The following is a 17,368-nucleotide window of genomic DNA, read 5'->3' on the forward strand; positions in this document are numbered from 1 at the left end:
AGTGGAAAAATTGTTTCGTGTAAACTGGCAGCGAAGCTAACGATAGTTTCGCAATTACCTATTAAAAAGCCCATAGAAATTGTATCATTTCTATGGGCTTTTATTAATTCTTATTTATTTTAATTTCATGGGAATGCCTGAAACGGTAAAGTAGGCTTCGTCGGCGCAGCTTGCCACAAGCTGATTCATGCGCCCGGCAATATCCCGGAAATAGCTGCCCAGCTTGTATGCCGGTACCAACCCAAGGCCAACTTCGTTGGAAACCACAATCAGTATCTTGTCTTTACAGACGTCCAAAAGGCTTTCCACCTCTATTTTTATGGCTTCTTCAATTTCTGCTACCTGATCCATTGAACAGTTGTCATAGTCCACCGGAAAATCCAGCATGTTATTGGTGGTCATCACTGTCAGACAGTCAAAAAGAACAATCTCGGCGTTTTTAAAAGCCGGTTCTTCTTTCATGGTTTCAAAGCCCTTGTACTGTTCAATGGTTTTCCAATTTCCAGGTCGTTGTTCCTTGTGTCTGGCAATCCGATCTTTCATGCCGTCATCAAAGGCAATAGCCGTGGCAATATAAACCACTGACTTTCCTGATCGTTTTGCCAATTTTTCTGCATAGGTGCTTTTCCCGCTGCGGGCACCTCCGGTAATAAATATTAAATAGCCCATTTTATCCTCTCCACTCCTTCAGACACGCCAAAAGCTGACAATTATTTTCTTCTTTTTTGATGGCAATCCGAAAATAGGATTCATTAAGCCCCATAAAATCCTCACAGGTCCGAATGTTTATACCCTGGGTTTCCAAATAACCTTGAAGGTCCTTTACCGTGCCTTTAATCAGTCGGCACAGATGAAAATCCGCGTCACTTTTATATACCTTTACCGTCTCTATTTTTATAAGTTCATTGTATACCCGCTGACGTTCCCGGTCAATATACTCCCTGGTTTTTTGTTTGAATCCCCGTTCATCATAAACCGCTGCCGCAGCAATTAGCCCCAGGGCGTTTATGGTCCAGGGTTCTTTGTAGACTTCCATGGCTTTGACAATGGACCTGTTTCCTACTCCATAACCGATGCGCAGGCCTGGAAGGGCATAAAATTTGGTCAGCGATCGCAATAAAAAAACCGGATGCTCCTGATTATCAATTAAAGAAAGCCCGTCCTCATTGGTGGTAAAATCCATAAAGGATTCATCTAAAAACCATAGCGTTCCGTTTGGCGACTTTTCTATTAATTCGGTTATAACCGTCCGGGAGTAAACCCTCCCGGTGGGATTATTGGGATTACATAAAAAAACCACTTTGGGTTTCATAATCTCAATAGTCTTTGAAAGCTCAGCTGGATTAATGGTAAAAGCAGTCTTTTCTGCCAGAATAAAATGTTCAACCTCCCAGCCATAGAGCTTCAATGCCCGTTCGTATTCATTAAAGGTGGGTTGGATAATCAGTGCTTTTCCCGGCTTATGACTCCGGGCAAATAAATAGATGAGCTCAATAGCACCGTTTCCTAAAATAATATTTTCAGGATTTGCCCCAATATCAGCTGCCAGTTTTTCAATGGTTGTTTTACCTGTTATTTCCGGATAAGTGACTAATCCATCAATGGCACCAATGAGCTGTTCTTTAATTCCCGCAGGAATTCCCAATGGGTTGATATTTACACTAAAGTCAAGCATTTCAGGATTTTCACCCCGGTAACCGCCATGTTTATTCATAAGGACCTCCGCTTTGATTGGATTAAAAAGAAAAAACTAAAATGGCCATAATCACGCTGAAAATAACCACCAATACTTCACTGCTGTACATAATACTGACGGTTTCACGAATATCAAAAACCACCAATGGATTTATGTGATCCCCGATGGTGGGTTTCTCTAAAACTTCTCCAAAGTATTGATTATTGCCACCCAGGCGAATGCCTAAAAGGCCCGCCACCACTGACTCCGGATGGGCAGAGTTGGGACTTTTATGGTTGTAACGATCCCGTTTATAAATCCGATAGCCTTCTTTGATATTTAAACCCAATACCATTCCACCCAGCAGCATAAAGATGCTGCCGATCCTCGCCGGGATAATATTTAAAAGATCATCAAACTTTGCAGAGGCGTAACCGAAATCCTTATAAGGCTCCTGGACATAACCGACCATGGAATCAAGGGTATTGGTGGCTTTATACAGCATCACCAGAACCCCGGGATTCAACCAGACCACCGGAATAAAAAGACCGATAAACATATAGAAAAGAGGTGCCAAAACCCCATCAATGGTATTTTCAGCGGTGGTTTCCACCGTAGCTCGAATAATTTCTTTTTCCGTCAGCTCGGTTGTGTCCCGGCCTACCAGGTAGCCAACCTGAACCCTGGCTTCTGCTAAATTGCCTGACATGAGGGCATTCTTGACCTTATGAACTTCCACTGCAAGGGTTTTTGCCGCAAGCGATGTGGAGACTAAGTAAAGATTGAAGATTAAATATAAGGCGATATGTACCTGGTACAGTAAGTATTGAATTGAAAATACAATTCCTCCGGTTAGGCCAAGAACTAAAAATAAAAGCAAGAACCCTTTTGCTTTTCTATGATTGCCGCGATTCAATTTTTCATTTAAAAAGCTAATGGTTTTTCCCATGGCTATAATGGGATGGGGCAGCCACCTGGGATCTCCAAATACCCAATCCAGGAGTACTCCGAGAAAAATGAGACAAAACCAAAAGCCCCCCCCTGCACCCAGGGGAAGTGCTTCATATATATTCAATGTGTTTACTCTCCGATGATTTCCATGATTTTTTTCATGTCCAGGCTGGATTCCACGGTTTCTGCCAAAAGATCATATTGTTCTTCTTTGAAGGCCTTGAAATCAAAAGCGGCGGGACCGGCTTCCAAATTCTTCTTAGCCCTTAATGCAGTAATGATTTTTTCCCGGAAATCATCGTTGTCAAAGATCCCATGGAGATAGGTTCCCATGATGGTGCCATCTTCGGAAATGACCCCATCCACGGTTCCGTCATCAAGGATCGCAAAGCTTCTGGCATTATCCAGGGCTTCGCTTTCACCCATATGAATTTCATAACCTTCAACCATGGTATCGACCAAATCCATACCCATGAAATTCCCCTGGATTTTTCCGGCTGCCCGTACGGTTCGTTTTTCCTCACCAATCGTTGTAACGATATTCAATAATCCCAATCCATCGATACTGCCTTTTGAGGATTCTACCCCGAACGGATCTCTGATTTCTTTTCCTAACAGCTGAAAACCGCCGCAAATGCCCACAATGGGAACACCACAATCGTGAATGCGTCGGATTTCACCGCCCATTTTGCTTTCGATCACATGGCAGGTGTCATCAATGGTATTTTTGCTCCCGGGAATTACCAGCAAATCCGGATTGGCCAGCTGCAGTTCGCGCTGATTCCGGTAATATTCGACTTTAACCTCCGGATGCATTTCAAAAGCGGTGCAATCGGTGAAATTAGAAAGATGCGGGAGATAAACCACCCCGATGGTTATGAGACCCTCGCTTTGGGTATCAAACCGCTCGCTAACGCTATCCTCATCATCAATCACAAACCGTTTATAGGGAACAACACCTAGACAGGGAATATTGATTAATGCTTCGATCATTTCAATGCCGGGCTTTAATAACTCAACGTCGCCCCGGAATTTATTAATGATAAAGCCTTTGATCCGTTTTTGTTCTTCCAGCTGCAGCAGCATAATGGTCCCATAGATAGAGGCAAAAACCCCGCCTTTGTCAATGTCCCCAATCAGCAGCACCGGGGCATCCACCAGTTCCGCAAGACCCATATTGACAATGTCGTTGTCCCGCAAATTGATTTCCGCCGGACTGCCGGCCCCTTCAATCACAATAACATCTTTTCCTTCGGCTAATGTGTTATAGGCTGAAACAACTATCTCCACCAGCTTCGGTTTATGGGCATGATAATCCATGGCGTCCATATTATATTCAGCCTTCCCCATGAGAATGACCTGGCAGCCCACATCCGAATTCGGTTTCAAAAGCACCGGGTTCATTTCCACCTGTGGTTCCATTCTGGCGCATTCCGCCTGCACCACCTGGGCCCGACCCATTTCTTTGCCATCCTTGGTAATGTAGGAATTCAGCGCCATATTCTGGGATTTATAGGGTGCAACCGTGTATCCCTTATTATTTAAAATTCGACACATGGCCGCAGTGAGAAGACTTTTCCCCACCGACGAACCGGTGCCCATGAACATAATATTTTTCGCCATAATTTCTCCTCTGTTTTCTAATAGCTATTTGTGAAATTCGAATCTCAAGTGCTTCACTGTTGGTTTATATAATCAATTTTGTAACGTCTTAGGCGGACATCTCGGAGAGTGTCCGACGTAGAGTGTAAAAATTGTTTTATATAAACCGACAGGGGAGCTCATCGCACTTTCTTTTTTTGACATTCTGGTTATTTTGCTTGCATGCCCCGGGCAACGGCGTCTTCCACGGTGGATACCACCTTGGGATAGGCCACCACCGGCCGGCGGATAAATAAGATTTTGGCTCCGGCCTTTCGTGCCGCCATGACCTTTTCCTTAACTCCGCCAATGTCACCGCTGTCTTTGGTTACCACAAACCCGATGTTATATTCCATCATGGTGGCATAGTTCATTTCCACCGAAAAAGGACCCTGCAAGCCAAGGATGTTCGAGGTTTTATATCCCAGGTTTTCACATTTTTTGAGTACCCCTGAAGTTGGCAGCACCCGGACATAAGTACGTTCCCGGGAAAGCCCTTCAAAAATTTCCAGTTGCCTGCTGCCAGTGGTTAATAAAACATTCTGATCGCTTTTTCCCAGGGATCCAATTAAATAATCCCTGGCACCTTCATAGGTATCATAGGCTAAAATGTCCTCTCCCTGATCAATATGAGAGGGTCTTTCCAAGCGAATGTAATCAACATTCATGGCTTCACAGGCCCAAATTGCATTTTCCGATATTTCACGGGCATAGGGATGGGTTGCATCGATGCAAAGGTTAATATTATAAACAGTCATGTTTTCCCGCAGCGTATTTCCGTCCAGCTGACCCGAAATTTTTGTTAATTTCGGATCTTCCTGAAATTTATCCGTGGCAATATTGGTAAGGGATGAGTAGCAAACTTCTTTTCCCTGGGCAAGTAATGCTTCGGTAATTTGTCGACTATCCAGGGTTCCCCCAAGTATGAGAATCACAGTACATATCCTCTTGGCGTAATCATTTTCAGATGATCTTCGGTGATATAGGTTTTTGAATTTCCAATGATAACCATTGAAAACATATCAATATCGGCATCTTTCATTTTATCAAGGCTTGTAATCACATAAGATTCGTCTTTTCTTTTGGCATTACGCACAATCCCGACCGGGGTTTCAGCGGCCTTGTACTTGAGCAGGATTTCCTGGGCAGCTTCAATGTTATGTGGACGACCCTTGCTTTTGGGGTTATAAAGAGCGATAATAAAATCCCCTTCGCCCGCGCAGTTCAGGCGTTTTTCAATAACAGCCCAATCGGTCAGCAGATCACTGAGGCTAATAACCACATAATCATGCATGAGAGGAGCACCCAACGTGGAAGCTGCAGCGTTAGCCGCTGAAATACCAGGGACAATCACAACCTCAACCGTGCTTTTCTTTGCTTCGGCAATTTCCAGCATGATTCCAGCCATTCCGTAAACACCGGCATCCCCACTGCTGACCAGACAAATAGTTTTACCTTCTTCTGCCAGTTCCAGGGCTTTCTCACAGCGGTCAATTTCCCGCCGCATGCCTGAAGACAGAACTTCCTTATCATTAATCAGGTCTTTAATAATATCGATATAGGTCTTATAACCAATAATAATATCGGCATCCGCGAGGCTTGCCTTTGCGGCTTCTGTCATATGTTCATATAGTCCCGGGCCAATCCCGGTAACATAAATTTTACTCATGTTGTACTCCTTTTTTTTATCCACAGGCTTTTATGCCTGTGCTTAGTTTTCTGCTCGCCAAACTGATAACGTAATGCCATTCATTTTCTGTTTTTCCAAAAGACATTCTCCAAAACCTGAGGCAACGTAACCGCAGGGCTCGGATACCGAGTACAAACCGATGGTTTGAAACACAAAATCCGATGCTTCAAAGCGGCTTTGAACCATTTGAACCATTTCGTTGGAAATGATTACTTTTTTAGCCTTAAAATAGTCGCAGGCTTCCTTGATTCCGATTTCATCTGCCTTTAAACCAATGGTAGCAAGGGATTTAAGGCCCTTTTCATTGAGGTTTAATGAATCCAGGGTTGCCTGGATGGCTTCGATGATGCGTTTCCCTGGGGTATCCCGGCGGCAGCCGATTCCCAGCACAATTTTTTTAGGGACCAGTTTAACCCATGAAAGTTGTATTTCAGGTTTTTGAGTATCCAGGGAAGTGATAATCACCCCGGCATATTTTTCAATATCGCTTTTATCTGCAACCAGCTCAATGTTTCCCGGTAGAGTTACGCCATCAAGATCACAGTTTTCCTCATTAATCAGGCCAATGGCTTCGTCATTTAAAATAAGCGCGGTGATATCTTTGGCATCGGTGAAATCATCAATGACACAGTGGATTTTTTCGGCCAGCACATCCACTGCCATGGTTCCCTTAACGTCGGTACCGGTAGTAATCACTGCGGTTGCATCGATTCGCTTGGCAATTAATCGGGCAGCGTCATTAGCGCCGCCAAGATGTCCCGATAACAGACTGATGACAAAATCGCCATGGGTATCCATAACCAGAATTCCCGGATCCGTGGACTTATGTCCAAGATAGGGGGCAATAGCTCTCACCACAATCCCAGTTGCCATAATACAGCACAAAACATCATATTCCCCCATGATCCTGCCCATAAAGCTGGTAATATCGGCATCAATTATTTTTGTTGTTTCTTTGGCATATTTTTCCTTGGTGTAAATATGGGTGTCCTTATCATCCAGACGTTTTTCAAGACGCTCTGCTAAATCCACCCCGTCTCCGGATAAAGTTATAATAGCCCATTTTTCCCTGGTCACCGTTATTTAAATTCCTTGTCGATATTCGTGGGTAAAGCTGGGATCGTAGAGCTTGGATAAGCTATACTCGTCACCCAGGAAATCACCAACTAAAATCTGGGCCGTTTTGGTAATCTTTTCGTCCTTCACCTTTTGGGCAATGGTTTCCAGGGTTCCCATAACGATTTTCTGATCTTCCCAGGTGGCCCGCTGAATAACAGCAATCGGGGTGGTTGGTTTGTAATGTTTCATTAAGCGCCCAACTACATCGTCAATCATCTGTACCGAAAGGAAAATCGCCATGGAGGCCTGATGGGCTGCCAGGCTTTCAAGTTTTTCCTTTTCAGGCACCGGGGTTCGGCCTTCGAGCCGGGTCAAAATAACGGTTTGGGATACATCCGGCAGGGTAAATTCTTTTTTAAGCGCCGCGGCTGATGCCACAAAGGAACTAACCCCGGGAATTACATCAAAGGGAATCCCCAAAGCATCCAAACGATCCATCTGCTCACGAATGGCACCGTAAATGGATGGGTCTCCGGTATGAACCCGGGCAATTTTTTTGCCTTCATCGGTTCCCCGTTTAATGACGGCAATGACGTCATCAAGGGTCATTGATGCGGAGTTGAATATTTCGGCATCCGGCTTGTGACCGGCAATGATGGCTTTATTTACCAGGGAACCGGCGTAAATAATAATATCGGCTTCGTTGACAATGCGTTGACCCTTGACGGTGATCAGCTCTGGATCTCCAGGACCGGCACCTACCATATATACTGTATTCATAAATAATTTCTCCTAAATTTTATAATATTTGTTCATTGCAAAATTTATACAAGACTATTTTGCTTTGGTGTTCGTTTATATAAACAATTTTGTAACGTCTTAGGCGGACAAGACAAGAAAATGTTGTCCGACCTAGTGGAGAAATTGTTTGATATAAACGAGCACCAAAGCCTATCCTATCGTCTTTTTGGAATGAACAATAATTTCTCTACATTCCTGTAACGGGTTGGGCCTTTTTTAAATGCTCTAAAAACATGTTTTGAATATCCGGGTATTCGCCCAGACCTTTAAGAATGCACTCCACCTTGAAGCGTTCATCTTCCAAAACAGTTTTCCAGGAATCCTCTTCATCGCTGGCCATGTCATTAATGGCATGGTCTCCGGCCACCAGCATAAAGGGTGCCAGGTAAATCTTCTTGTATTTTTTCTCCTGGAGCAGTGGAATAATGTTTTCCAGTTCCGGAAAACCTTCCACGGTTCCCACATACACATCCTCATAGCCCTTCATTTTAAACATATAGTCCAAACAGGGATAGGTGGCGTTGGCATGATGATCGGTGCCATGGCCCATATATACCAAGGCTTCACCTTTTTTGAGTTTGGGTATTTGCTTCATGACGATATCCACAGTTGCTTCGTAATCTTCCACCGTCGTCAGTAATGGCCGGCCAAGGGTCAGGGATTCAAAATTATTTTCAAAAGCCTTGATTTCTTTCAGGGTAATCTCATACTCATGACCGTTAATGATATGGGTGGTCTGACACTGAACATGAGTGTATCCGGCTGCCTTGAGCTTTTTCAGGACTTCAGCGGGTAAATCCACAATGATATTATCCCGTTTCTTGAGCTTATTAATGATCATGCGTGAGGTAAAGGCTCGGTAAAAATCGTGGTCTGGGTAAGCCTTCTGTAAGTGCTTTTCCGTCGCCCCGATGGTTTTTTCCCGGGTCTCAGCATAGGATGTTCCAAAGCTGATGACCAGTAATGCTTTTTTTTCCATAAACTGGTTCTCCTATTTTTTTTATTTATTTCAAGTTTTTCAAGGCCTGATAATTATCCTCAATGGTTTTTTCAATATCTTCTGTGGTGTGGGCCGTTGAAAGGAAGATGCCTTCGAACTGGGCCGGGGGCAGGAGATTTCCCGCATCCAGCATGGATTTGAAATATTGGGTGTAGGCCTGGGTATCCGAGGTCATTACCGCGGCATAGCCGTTTATCGGCTGGTCGGTAAAGAAAAGGCAGGTCATTGCCTTGAAACGGACCATCTGGGCTTTCACTCCGGTTTTTTCTATGTTGGCGTTAAAGCCCGCTTCCAGCAGCTTGGCTTTTGCTTCCATTTCCGCATAGACTTCGGGATGATCCCGCAAATAGGTCAGGGTATTCATGCCCATTTTCATGGCAATGGGATTACCGGACAGGGTTCCGGCCTGGTAAACGCCCCCAAGAGGTGCCACGGTTTCCATAATGTCCCGTCGTCCGCCGTAGGCTCCGACGGGCATGCCGCCGCCGATGATTTTTCCCAGGGTAGTCATGTCCGGGGTAATCCCCAATACTTCCTGGGCCCCGCCATAGGCCAGACGAAATCCGGTGATGACTTCATCAAAAATCAAAACCGTTCCTTCGGCAGCGGTAATTTCCCGAAGACCTTTCATAAAGTCCAGATCCGGAGGTACAACGCCCATATTACCGGCAACCGGTTCCACAATGATGGCGGCAATCTCGCCGGGGTTTTCTGCAAAAAGCGCTTTCACACTTTCAATATCGTTATAGGTTGCCACCAGGGTATCTTTGGCTGTTCCCGGGGTTACTCCAGAGCTTGTGGGCACTCCAAAAGTCAGTGTTCCGGACCCGGATTTTACCAGCAGTCCATCGGCATGACCGTGGTAACAGCCTTCAAATTTAATGATTTTATCCCGGCCGGTATAGCCTCTGGCGACCCGAAGGGCACTCATGGTGGCTTCGGTTCCCGAGCTGACCATCCGGACCATTTCCATGGAAGGATAGGCCTCGGTGATGAGCTTGGCCATGTCAACCTCGATGGCTGTGGGGGCTCCAAAGCTGGTGCCTTTTTCCAGGGCTTCCTGGAGGCCTTCAAAGTAAATGGGTGAGGCGTGCCCTAAAATAAGGGGACCCCAGGAACAAATATAATCCGTATATTCGTTTCCGTCCACATCATAAATCTTAGCCCCTTTCCCGCGGTCAATAAAAACCGGGGGCATGTCAACGGACTTAAAGGCCCGAACCGGACTGTTCACCCCACCGGGAATATATTTTTCTGCTTCTATAAATAATTTCTCTGATTTTTCTCGATTCATAAGATTCTCCCATTTTTAAATTGATATTTTAGCGCTCTGTGGAATGATCATATTTTTCGTCTGAATTCTTGATTTTCTTAGGATTAATTCAGACGAAAAATACGTTAGCTTTTATATCGGTCACACGCTCACGCTTTGTAACCTACCAAATTTAAAAAAAATTTGGGTAAAAGCGTCTATTGATAGTCTTTAAGCATGGCCTGGAGCTCTTTGGCGAAATAGGTAATGATAATGTCTGCTCCGGCACGCTTGATGCTGATAAGACTTTCAAAAATCACCCGGCGGTCCATAAGATCGGCATCCACGGCATTCTTGATCATGGCATATTCGCCACTGACTTGGTAAGCCGCCATGGGCAAATAAGACAGCTCCTTGCCCTGGGCAATGATATCCAGATAAGGCATGGCCGGTTTAACCATAACAATGTCGGCGCCTTCGTCAATATCCAGCATCATTTCTTTTAAGGCTTCTCTGGAATTGGCCGGATCCATCTGATAGCTGCGGCGATCCCCAAAGGCCGGAGCCGAGTTGGCCGCATCTCGGAAAGGTCCGTAAAAGCTGGAGGCAAACTTGGCGGAGTAGGCCATAATGGGAATGGATTCGTAACCTGCATCATTCAGGGTTTCTCGTATATGGCCAATCCGTCCGTCCATCATGTCCGATGGTGCCACCATATCGGCACCGGCCCGGGCATAACTTAAAGCGGTTTTACTGAGTGTTTTCAAAGTTTTTTCCCGCTGAATTTCGCCGTTTTCTTCGAAAAAGCAACAATGGCCATCACTTTTAAATTCACATAAACAGACATCGGTAATCACGTACATGTCCGGATCCGTTTTTTTTATGACCCGAATGGCTTCCTGAACCAACCCGGTATCAATAAAGGCCGGTGTCGCTTCGCTGTCTTTTACGTCCGGAACACCAAAGAGAATCACATAGCGGATTCCCAATTCCTTAAGCGCCAAAGTTTCCGCTGCCACCATATCCAAAGACAGATGGTACTGTTCCTTCATGGAACTGATTTCCCTGCGAACGCCCTGTCCATCCACAATAAATAATGGATAAACCACGTCATTCATGGAAAGCTGGGTTTCTCTGATTAAATTTCGAACGGCGGTATTTTTTCTTAATCGTGTTGGCAACATATTGCTTCACTCCTTTATGAATTATTCTATAAGAAATTGCGTAATTCAAAACTACAAACAAGTTTGCTTTGCTGTCAGTTTATATAAACAATTATATAACGTATAGGCGAACAGTACAGTAAAATGTTGTACGGCCAAGTGGAAGAATTGTTTCATATAAACAGACAGCAAAGCTCACGGCAGTTTTGCATTAGTCTCCTACTTTTCGGTATCCTTTAAAATAGCATCCAGCATTCCCTGGATGGTGTATTGTTCGGCTTCAATATCCACGCCGATGCCTAATTCCAGGCATTTTTTCGAGGTTTGGGGGCCGATGGAAACGCATTTGGCGGCGTTAATGGCAGCCAGATGCTGGGCGCCGATTTTTTCCACAAAAAACTCGACGGTAGTGGAGCTGGTAAAGGTAATATAATCAATTTCTTTGTTTTTCAGCATTTCCAGGGGATCAACGGTGACATGATCTTCCCGGATGGTTTCATAGCTTTGGATCTCATCCACCGGACAAATCTTCGATAATTCCTGCACCACATAAATCCGGGCATTTTTAGACCGGGGAATCAGAACCCGTGAATCCTTGGTGAGCAGTGGCGCTAAACCGTTAACCAGTTCCTCGCCCACATACTTATCCGGCACAAAATCTGCGGTCAGCCCCCGGCTTAACAAAGAATTTTTAGTACCTTCGCCGATGGCGGTAATGTGCAGTTTACCAAAGGCTCTGGCATCTTTGCCGCTGCGTTTGAGGGAGTCAAAGAAGATTTCCACGCCATTGATGCTGGTGAAAACAATATGAGTGTATTTGTCAAGTTCCTTAACTTTTTCATCACAGGCCGCTTCGTTAATGGGAACAATTTTAATGGTGGGATATTCAATGGGATTGCCACCGAGCTCCACAATCTTTTCCGACATCTGGGAACTTTGTTCCCTTGAGCGGGTGACAATGATGGTTTTTCCAAATAAGGGTTTTTCATCAAAGAAGCGCAGTTTTTCGCGTTTGTTCACCACTTCACCCACCACAATCAGGCTGGGTGCGGTGATTTTCGCATCGGTAGCAATCTCATAAATGGTTTCGAGGTTACCCACCACCACCCGTTGGTAGGGGGTTGAGGCCCGATGGACAACCGCAACCGGCATTTGCGCATCCATGCCGTTTTTGACCAGCTCAGCGCAGATCTTTTTGAGGTTCTTAACCCCCATTAAAAAGACAATGGTGCCCTTGAGTTTCCCCAGAACCGGCCAATCCAAATCCGAGGAGCCGTCATAGGCATTGGATTTTAAATGCCCGGTGATCACATGAAACGAGGAAACACAATCCCGATGGGTAATGGGAATACCGGCATAGGCCAGGCCGCCAATCACCGAGGTAATTCCCGGGATCACTTCAAAAGGAACGTCAGCGTCATAAAGGTCTTCCCCTTCTTCGCCGCCTCGGCCGAAAACATAGGGATCTCCGCCTTTTAAGCGCAGCACTGTTTTTCCTTCCAGGCCTTTTTCTATAAGCAACGCATTGATATCTTCCTGGGGCATGGCGTGATTTCCGGCCCGTTTTCCAACGTAAACAATTTCCGCGCCTTCTTTGGCTTCATTTAAAAAGCTTTCATTCACCAGGGCATCGTAAACGATAACGTCAGCTCTTTTTAAAACGCCCATGGCTTTGACGGTTAATAATCCCGGATCGCCACAGCCGCCGCCGGCGAGATAAACCTTCCCGGGTTTTGTATGTACGGCCTTATAACATTCCAGTCCTAATTCTTTTCCCAACGCTTCCGCCTCCTCTGGTGGTCCTTCAATGGATCGTGTTACCACGCGACTCATATCTTCCAAGCCGTAAAGGCCATAGATTTTAATGCTTTCGTTCTTCATTTCAACATAGGCACCCACCGGAATATGACAGCTTCCGTTGAGGGTTTTAAGGAAACTCCGTTCCCCATTCATTTGGACGATGGTGTCGGGATCACTGATTGCTTTCATTAAATCCTTAACCAGTTCATTATCTGCTCTTATTTCCACCGCCAGGATTCCCTGAGCCGGTGCGGGGATAAAGGTCTTTTCCGGCAGCGCCACGGTTTCATAGGCATCATCCACAAAGCGGCCGATGCGCTTTAGTCCCGCTGCCGCAAGAATAATCCCATCCAGTTTCTGTTCCTGCATTTTTCGAATTCGGGTATCAATGTTCCCGCGGATCCCGACTATTTCAACATCGGGCCGTAGCTTCTTTAACTGAGAAATCCGCCGCTTACTGCCGGTGGCAACCACTGCGCCCTGGGGCAATGCCGCCAAAGAATCAATCTTATGAGGTGTGAGCAAAACATCTCTCGGGTCTTCCCGAACCGTCGGCAATGTTAGCATCAAGCCTTCGGGTAACTGGGATGGCATATCCTTCATGCTGTGGATGGCCATGTGAATTACTCCGGATAACAGAGCATCTTCCAATTCCTTGGTAAATAAGCCCTTGTCTCCGATTTTATCCAGGGGTTTATCCTGAACCAGGTCCCCTTTGGTTTTTATAATGACCATTTCAAATTTTATCTGGGGATGGGCCTTTGCCAAAACATCGATTAACCATTGGCTCTGAACCCTTGCCAGGGTGCTTCCCCGTGTTCCTACTTTTATATTCATGAAATATTCTCCCATTCATCTAGTGTCATATGCATCTATAATACCCTCTCATCTTTTGTGAGGTATTCTTTTAATTCTTCAATTGAGTACCGTGCCAGCTCTTTAAGACTTTGGCGACTTGCGCTCTTTTGGTTTTTATTTTCTAAAATTTTTTTCCGGCATTCCCGGAGCAGCGCGGTTCTTTCGGTATAACTTTCATCATAGCGTTGGGATAAATCATCCATAATGGCTTTGGTTAAAAAGGGACTGGCACCTTCGGTGCATACGGACAGGGTTAAATCGCCCCGGCGGATGACGCTGGGAAAAATAAAATCCGAATCCTCGGGGTTATCCACCCGGTTGCACCAGATCCGTCTGGCCTGGCAATCCAATTTTATTTGATCATTAATGATCTCCTGATTAGTTGCTGCAACCGCCAAATCCACGTCTTCTAAATAATTCGGCTTATAAATACCAAAGATCAAGGTAAGTTCGTTTTTTATATCCTGTGCCTTTTGCAGCCAGACGGAAAATACAGGGCTCACACAGAGGACCTGGGCGCCGCTTTCCAAAAGTGTAACCACCCGCCTTGTCGCAACCGTGCCCCCGCCAACAACCAGCACTTTTTTATTCTTTAAATTAAATAACAGCGGTGTCATCATTTTTCTGATCTCCCAGCACCAATTTCGCGGGTTTTTCAGGGAAGAGGTAGGTCACTGTTTTTTCAATGCCGATAATTGCCTCTTCATTATCCAGAGACTTTAATTGCTTGATCGGCGGCATGACCATTTCTCTGAATTTGGACCGGACAATTTTGGCAAGGTATTCCGCTTCTTTTTCCGAAAGCTCCAAATGTCCGCACAGGTTGGTGATTGTTTCATTGGCCAGCTGACGGGATTTTTCATTGAGATTTTTTACCATGTTATCGACCTTGGCATGAGTGACCCATGAGAGCAGTCCATCAATTTCAGACTGTATTTCAACTTCAATTATTTTTGCAATCTCCTGGCGGTACGCCATTTTCTCATCCATAATGTCTTTGAAATGGTCGATGGTCAAGAGCTCAATGCCATCAATGTTGCCGACTGCCTCTTCCACATCTCTTGGCAACGCCAGGTCAATAACGGTTAAGGGTTTATTTATCTGCGGCATGTTTTCGGCCTTTAGAATCACATGGGGGGATGCGGTGGCGGTGATGATCACATCCATTTCAGGGATGATGTCATAGCGGTTTTCATAGCGGACCACCTGAACATTCTCATGGATGGCTTCGCATTCGTCCATGTTGTGAAAGGTTCGGTTGGTCATGTAAGGATTTTGGAAGCCTTCGGCTTTCATATACCGCAAGGCCAGCACCCCCATTTTTCCCGATCCGATGATCAGGATTTTTTTATTGCCATAATCTTCGGGGTGCTGTCTTTTTATATGCTTAACCGCAGTTGAACTGAGGGACAACGGCGTTTCTGAAATTTTATAGTCGGTTTTAACTTTTTTAGTGAAGGTAATCGCTTCACGAAACATTTTTGTCAGATATTTACCGCAGCCATTAATATCATGGGATTTTTCCAGCGCATCCTTGGCCTGACCTAAAATCTGGTCTTCGCCTAAAATCATCGAGTCAAGTCCGGTGACCACCTCATACAGGTGAACCAGAGCGTCTCTTCCTTTTTTTACAAACAGAAAAGGTTCAAGCTCTTCAGACTTTTCAGTCATATAAAACTGCGACAAAATATCTGAGGCTTCACTCGGATTCCTGGTGGCAACATAAATTTCACTGCGATTACAGGTTGACAGAATAATAACCTCGGCAATGGCATCTTCCTTTAAAAGAGTTCGGATGCCTTCAATCAATGTTCGGTGAAGAAATGATCCCTTTTCCCTGATTTCAATGGGAGTATCGCGATGATTAATTCCTACTACTACCAGTTTCATTTGCCAGAACCTCCTTTCGTTGATTTTCAACGGCCGCTTCAAGTGCCGCAATGCTTCGGAATCCCTTGATGCCAAGGCTCCGCTCCAGCCGGGTCATGGTTGCTTCCTCCAGGCTTGCAGTTTCCAGGGCTTCTTTATTTTTAAAAACCAATGTGGTCTCACCTTCACACAGAACCTGGCCATGATGAAGTACATAGGTGTAATCACAAAATTCATAAATAAAATCCATATCATGGCTGGACAAAATAATTTTTATGCCGTTTTCCAGGGCTTCCCGGATGATGTTCTTCACACCGGCTTTGCTTTTGGGATCAAGCCCCAGGGTTGGTTCATCCATCAGGATAATTCCGGGTTTCATAGCCAGAACCCCGGCCATGGCGACCCGTTTTTTCTGCCCGTAGCTGAGGTAATGGACCGGTCGCTCAGCAATGTCGGTGATTCCGGTGTCTTTCATGGCGGCTTTGACCCGATTATCGATTTCATCTGCATCCATGCCCAGGTTTCTTAGGGCAAAGGCAATGTCATCATAAATCCCTGAGTAAAAAACCTGTTTATCCGATTCCTGGATCACCAGTCCGATATATTTTCTGAATGCATAAAGATCTTTCTTTTTATAGGATAGAGGTTCTCCCTTAAAGAAAACCCCACCTTCGCTTGGTTTAATGAGTCCGATCAGCGCTGACATCAGCGTCGACTTCCCGGCACCGTTTTCACCGATGAGAGCAATGCAATTTCCTCTATCTCCGTCCACTGAAACATTCTTTAAAGCCTTCGTTCCGTCAGGGTACTGATATGTTAAATTTTCTGTTTTAATCATGGGTGTGACCTTTCTTATAGCTTACATGAAAATCCCCTTGATATTGCTTTAATTCCAGGGTTCGGGTCATTTCCTCGTAACTTTTTATGGCCATGAGGAAGAGGTTGCTCAATATCATCGCAATGGATTGTACGGCGACCTTTATGTTACGATAGCCAAAACGCAATTGGATAGCTGTGGACATGAGTTTAATTTTATCCCAGTAATCGAAAATAAAACGATAGGTTAAGATGAATATCTCTAAAAATGTATTGCTGATATGCACTTTTTTCATCACACCGGCAATTTGCATCACCGGAGTTGTGTAAATCAAAAAAAGCATACATGATACTCCTGACATGGCCCGGCAGAAAACAAGGCCGGCAAGGGTAAGATTCGCTGCTGTGATGCCGATGGTAAACTGGAAAAAATCAAAAGAAAACAAGAACTCCCCATCACCCCTAGAGATGGTAAACAATAACGCCAGTGCTCCGGGAATGATAAATATCGAGTCGAAAATCAGGGTATGGAGATACACCCGTGCCGGAATTTTTGCCCACAAAAGGGTACAACCCACCATAACACCAAAAACCCCTGCCATATACAGGGGTTCATTGATGAAAAATACCGAAAGGAGCATCACCAATGAAACCACTACCTTTAGGGTAGGATTGGCTTTGCTGAGTCTGTTTGTATGTGCAAAACGATCAATCATGATGTCCTCCTTTTAAAAATGTTATATTAGTTAATTGCGAAACTGCCGTGAGCTTAGCTGCCAGTTTCGCACGAAAC

At 45.0% G+C, this 17,368-nt stretch carries 16 protein-coding genes; all 16 read right to left on the reverse strand.

The window, feature by feature from the left end; genetic code table 11:
• Positions 1-114: 114 nt before the first annotated feature.
• Positions 115-669 (reverse strand): bifunctional adenosylcobinamide kinase/adenosylcobinamide-phosphate guanylyltransferase, encoded by a 555-nt coding sequence (gene cobU, locus AKG39_RS13435; protein ID WP_050740923.1) that lies wholly within the window; start codon positions 667-669, stop codon positions 115-117.
• Between the two features lies 1 nt (position 670).
• Entirely contained in the window at positions 671-1,714 is a 1,044-nt protein-coding gene (locus AKG39_RS13440) for a pyridoxal phosphate-dependent aminotransferase (protein WP_050740924.1), read from the reverse strand.
• Between the two features lie 22 nt (positions 1,715-1,736).
• Entirely contained in the window at positions 1,737-2,750 is a 1,014-nt protein-coding gene (gene cbiB, locus AKG39_RS13445; protein ID WP_242852618.1) for an adenosylcobinamide-phosphate synthase CbiB, read from the reverse strand.
• 5 nt (positions 2,751-2,755) lie between these two features.
• The gene (locus tag AKG39_RS13450; RefSeq protein WP_050740925.1) at positions 2,756-4,249 is read right to left on the reverse strand and encodes a cobyric acid synthase; all 1,494 of its coding nucleotides are present in this window, start codon (positions 4,247-4,249) and stop codon (positions 2,756-2,758) included.
• Between the two features lie 188 nt (positions 4,250-4,437).
• Positions 4,438-5,202, reverse strand: coding sequence for a precorrin-6A reductase (gene cobK / locus AKG39_RS13455; RefSeq protein WP_050740926.1), 765 nt, complete (start codon positions 5,200-5,202; stop codon positions 4,438-4,440).
• Positions 5,199-5,936 (reverse strand): precorrin-3B C(17)-methyltransferase, encoded by a 738-nt coding sequence (cobJ, locus tag AKG39_RS13460; protein ID WP_050740927.1) that lies wholly within the window; start codon positions 5,934-5,936, stop codon positions 5,199-5,201. The genes cobK and cobJ overlap by 4 nt, the downstream gene beginning before the upstream one ends.
• Positions 5,937-5,978: 42 nt before the next feature.
• Positions 5,979-7,034 (reverse strand): cobalt-precorrin 5A hydrolase, encoded by a 1,056-nt coding sequence (cbiG, locus tag AKG39_RS13465; RefSeq protein WP_115028186.1) that lies wholly within the window; start codon positions 7,032-7,034, stop codon positions 5,979-5,981.
• Positions 7,035-7,040: 6 nt separating this feature from the next.
• Entirely contained in the window at positions 7,041-7,796 is a 756-nt protein-coding gene (gene cobM, locus AKG39_RS13470; protein WP_050740928.1) for a precorrin-4 C(11)-methyltransferase, read from the reverse strand.
• Between the two features lie 208 nt (positions 7,797-8,004).
• Positions 8,005-8,796, reverse strand: a complete 792-nt coding sequence (locus tag AKG39_RS13475) for a sirohydrochlorin cobaltochelatase (RefSeq protein ID WP_050740929.1) — start codon at positions 8,794-8,796, stop codon at positions 8,005-8,007.
• Between the two features lie 25 nt (positions 8,797-8,821).
• The gene (gene hemL / locus AKG39_RS13480; protein WP_050740930.1) at positions 8,822-10,111 is read right to left on the reverse strand and encodes a glutamate-1-semialdehyde 2,1-aminomutase; all 1,290 of its coding nucleotides are present in this window, start codon (positions 10,109-10,111) and stop codon (positions 8,822-8,824) included.
• Positions 10,112-10,287: 176 nt separating this feature from the next.
• Positions 10,288-11,253, reverse strand: coding sequence for a porphobilinogen synthase (gene hemB / locus AKG39_RS13485; RefSeq protein ID WP_050740931.1), 966 nt, complete (start codon positions 11,251-11,253; stop codon positions 10,288-10,290).
• Positions 11,254-11,451: 198 nt separating this feature from the next.
• Complete coding sequence (gene hemC / locus AKG39_RS19405; RefSeq protein ID WP_083439561.1) at positions 11,452-13,869, reverse strand: hydroxymethylbilane synthase; 2,418 nt, start codon at positions 13,867-13,869, stop codon at positions 11,452-11,454.
• A 35-nt stretch (positions 13,870-13,904) separates the two neighbouring features.
• A complete protein-coding gene (locus AKG39_RS13495; RefSeq protein ID WP_050740932.1) occupies positions 13,905-14,510 on the reverse strand; it encodes a precorrin-2 dehydrogenase/sirohydrochlorin ferrochelatase family protein in 606 nt (201 codons plus the stop codon).
• Positions 14,488-15,780 (reverse strand): glutamyl-tRNA reductase, encoded by a 1,293-nt coding sequence (gene hemA, locus AKG39_RS13500; RefSeq protein ID WP_050740933.1) that lies wholly within the window; start codon positions 15,778-15,780, stop codon positions 14,488-14,490. Before hemA ends, AKG39_RS13495 begins: the two co-directional genes overlap by 23 nt.
• Positions 15,755-16,597 carry an energy-coupling factor ABC transporter ATP-binding protein gene (locus AKG39_RS13505; protein ID WP_050740934.1) on the reverse strand — a complete coding sequence of 281 codons (843 nt, stop codon included), beginning with the start codon at positions 16,595-16,597 and terminating at the stop codon, positions 15,755-15,757. Before AKG39_RS13505 ends, hemA begins: the two co-directional genes overlap by 26 nt.
• On the reverse strand, positions 16,590-17,291 hold the full coding sequence (cbiQ, locus tag AKG39_RS13510; RefSeq protein ID WP_050740935.1) for a cobalt ECF transporter T component CbiQ: 702 nt from the start codon (positions 17,289-17,291) through the stop codon (positions 16,590-16,592). Before cbiQ ends, AKG39_RS13505 begins: the two co-directional genes overlap by 8 nt.
• Between the last annotated feature and the right edge of the window lie 77 nt (positions 17,292-17,368).

Source organism: Acetobacterium bakii, from assembly GCF_001263355.1.
GTDB lineage: Bacteria > Bacillota > Clostridia > Eubacteriales > Eubacteriaceae > Acetobacterium > Acetobacterium bakii.

Bases quoted from the DNA above. Each gene is read 5' to 3' on its own strand.
- cobU (WP_050740923.1), bottom strand. From the start codon at position 669: ATGGGCTATTTAATATTTATTACCGGAGGTGCCCGCAGCGGGAAAAGC.
- AKG39_RS13450 (WP_050740925.1), bottom strand. From the start codon at position 4,249: ATGGCGAAAAATATTATGTTCATGGGCACCGGTTCGTCGGTGGGGAAA.
- hemA (WP_050740933.1), bottom strand. From the start codon at position 15,780: ATGAAACTGGTAGTAGTAGGAATTAATCATCGCGATACTCCCATTGAA.
- cobJ (WP_050740927.1), bottom strand. From the start codon at position 5,936: ATGAGTAAAATTTATGTTACCGGGATTGGCCCGGGACTATATGAACAT.
- AKG39_RS13505 (WP_050740934.1), bottom strand. From the start codon at position 16,597: ATGATTAAAACAGAAAATTTAACATATCAGTACCCTGACGGAACGAAG.
- cobM (WP_050740928.1), bottom strand. From the start codon at position 7,796: ATGAATACAGTATATATGGTAGGTGCCGGTCCTGGAGATCCAGAGCTG.
- AKG39_RS13475 (WP_050740929.1), bottom strand. From the start codon at position 8,796: ATGGAAAAAAAAGCATTACTGGTCATCAGCTTTGGAACATCCTATGCT.
- hemL (WP_050740930.1), bottom strand. From the start codon at position 10,111: ATGAATCGAGAAAAATCAGAGAAATTATTTATAGAAGCAGAAAAATAT.
- AKG39_RS13440 (WP_050740924.1), bottom strand. From the start codon at position 1,714: ATGAATAAACATGGCGGTTACCGGGGTGAAAATCCTGAAATGCTTGAC.
- cbiQ (WP_050740935.1), bottom strand. From the start codon at position 17,291: ATGATTGATCGTTTTGCACATACAAACAGACTCAGCAAAGCCAATCCT.
- AKG39_RS13495 (WP_050740932.1), bottom strand. From the start codon at position 14,510: ATGATGACACCGCTGTTATTTAATTTAAAGAATAAAAAAGTGCTGGTT.
- hemB (WP_050740931.1), bottom strand. From the start codon at position 11,253: ATGTTGCCAACACGATTAAGAAAAAATACCGCCGTTCGAAATTTAATC.
- hemC (WP_083439561.1), bottom strand. From the start codon at position 13,869: ATGAATATAAAAGTAGGAACACGGGGAAGCACCCTGGCAAGGGTTCAG.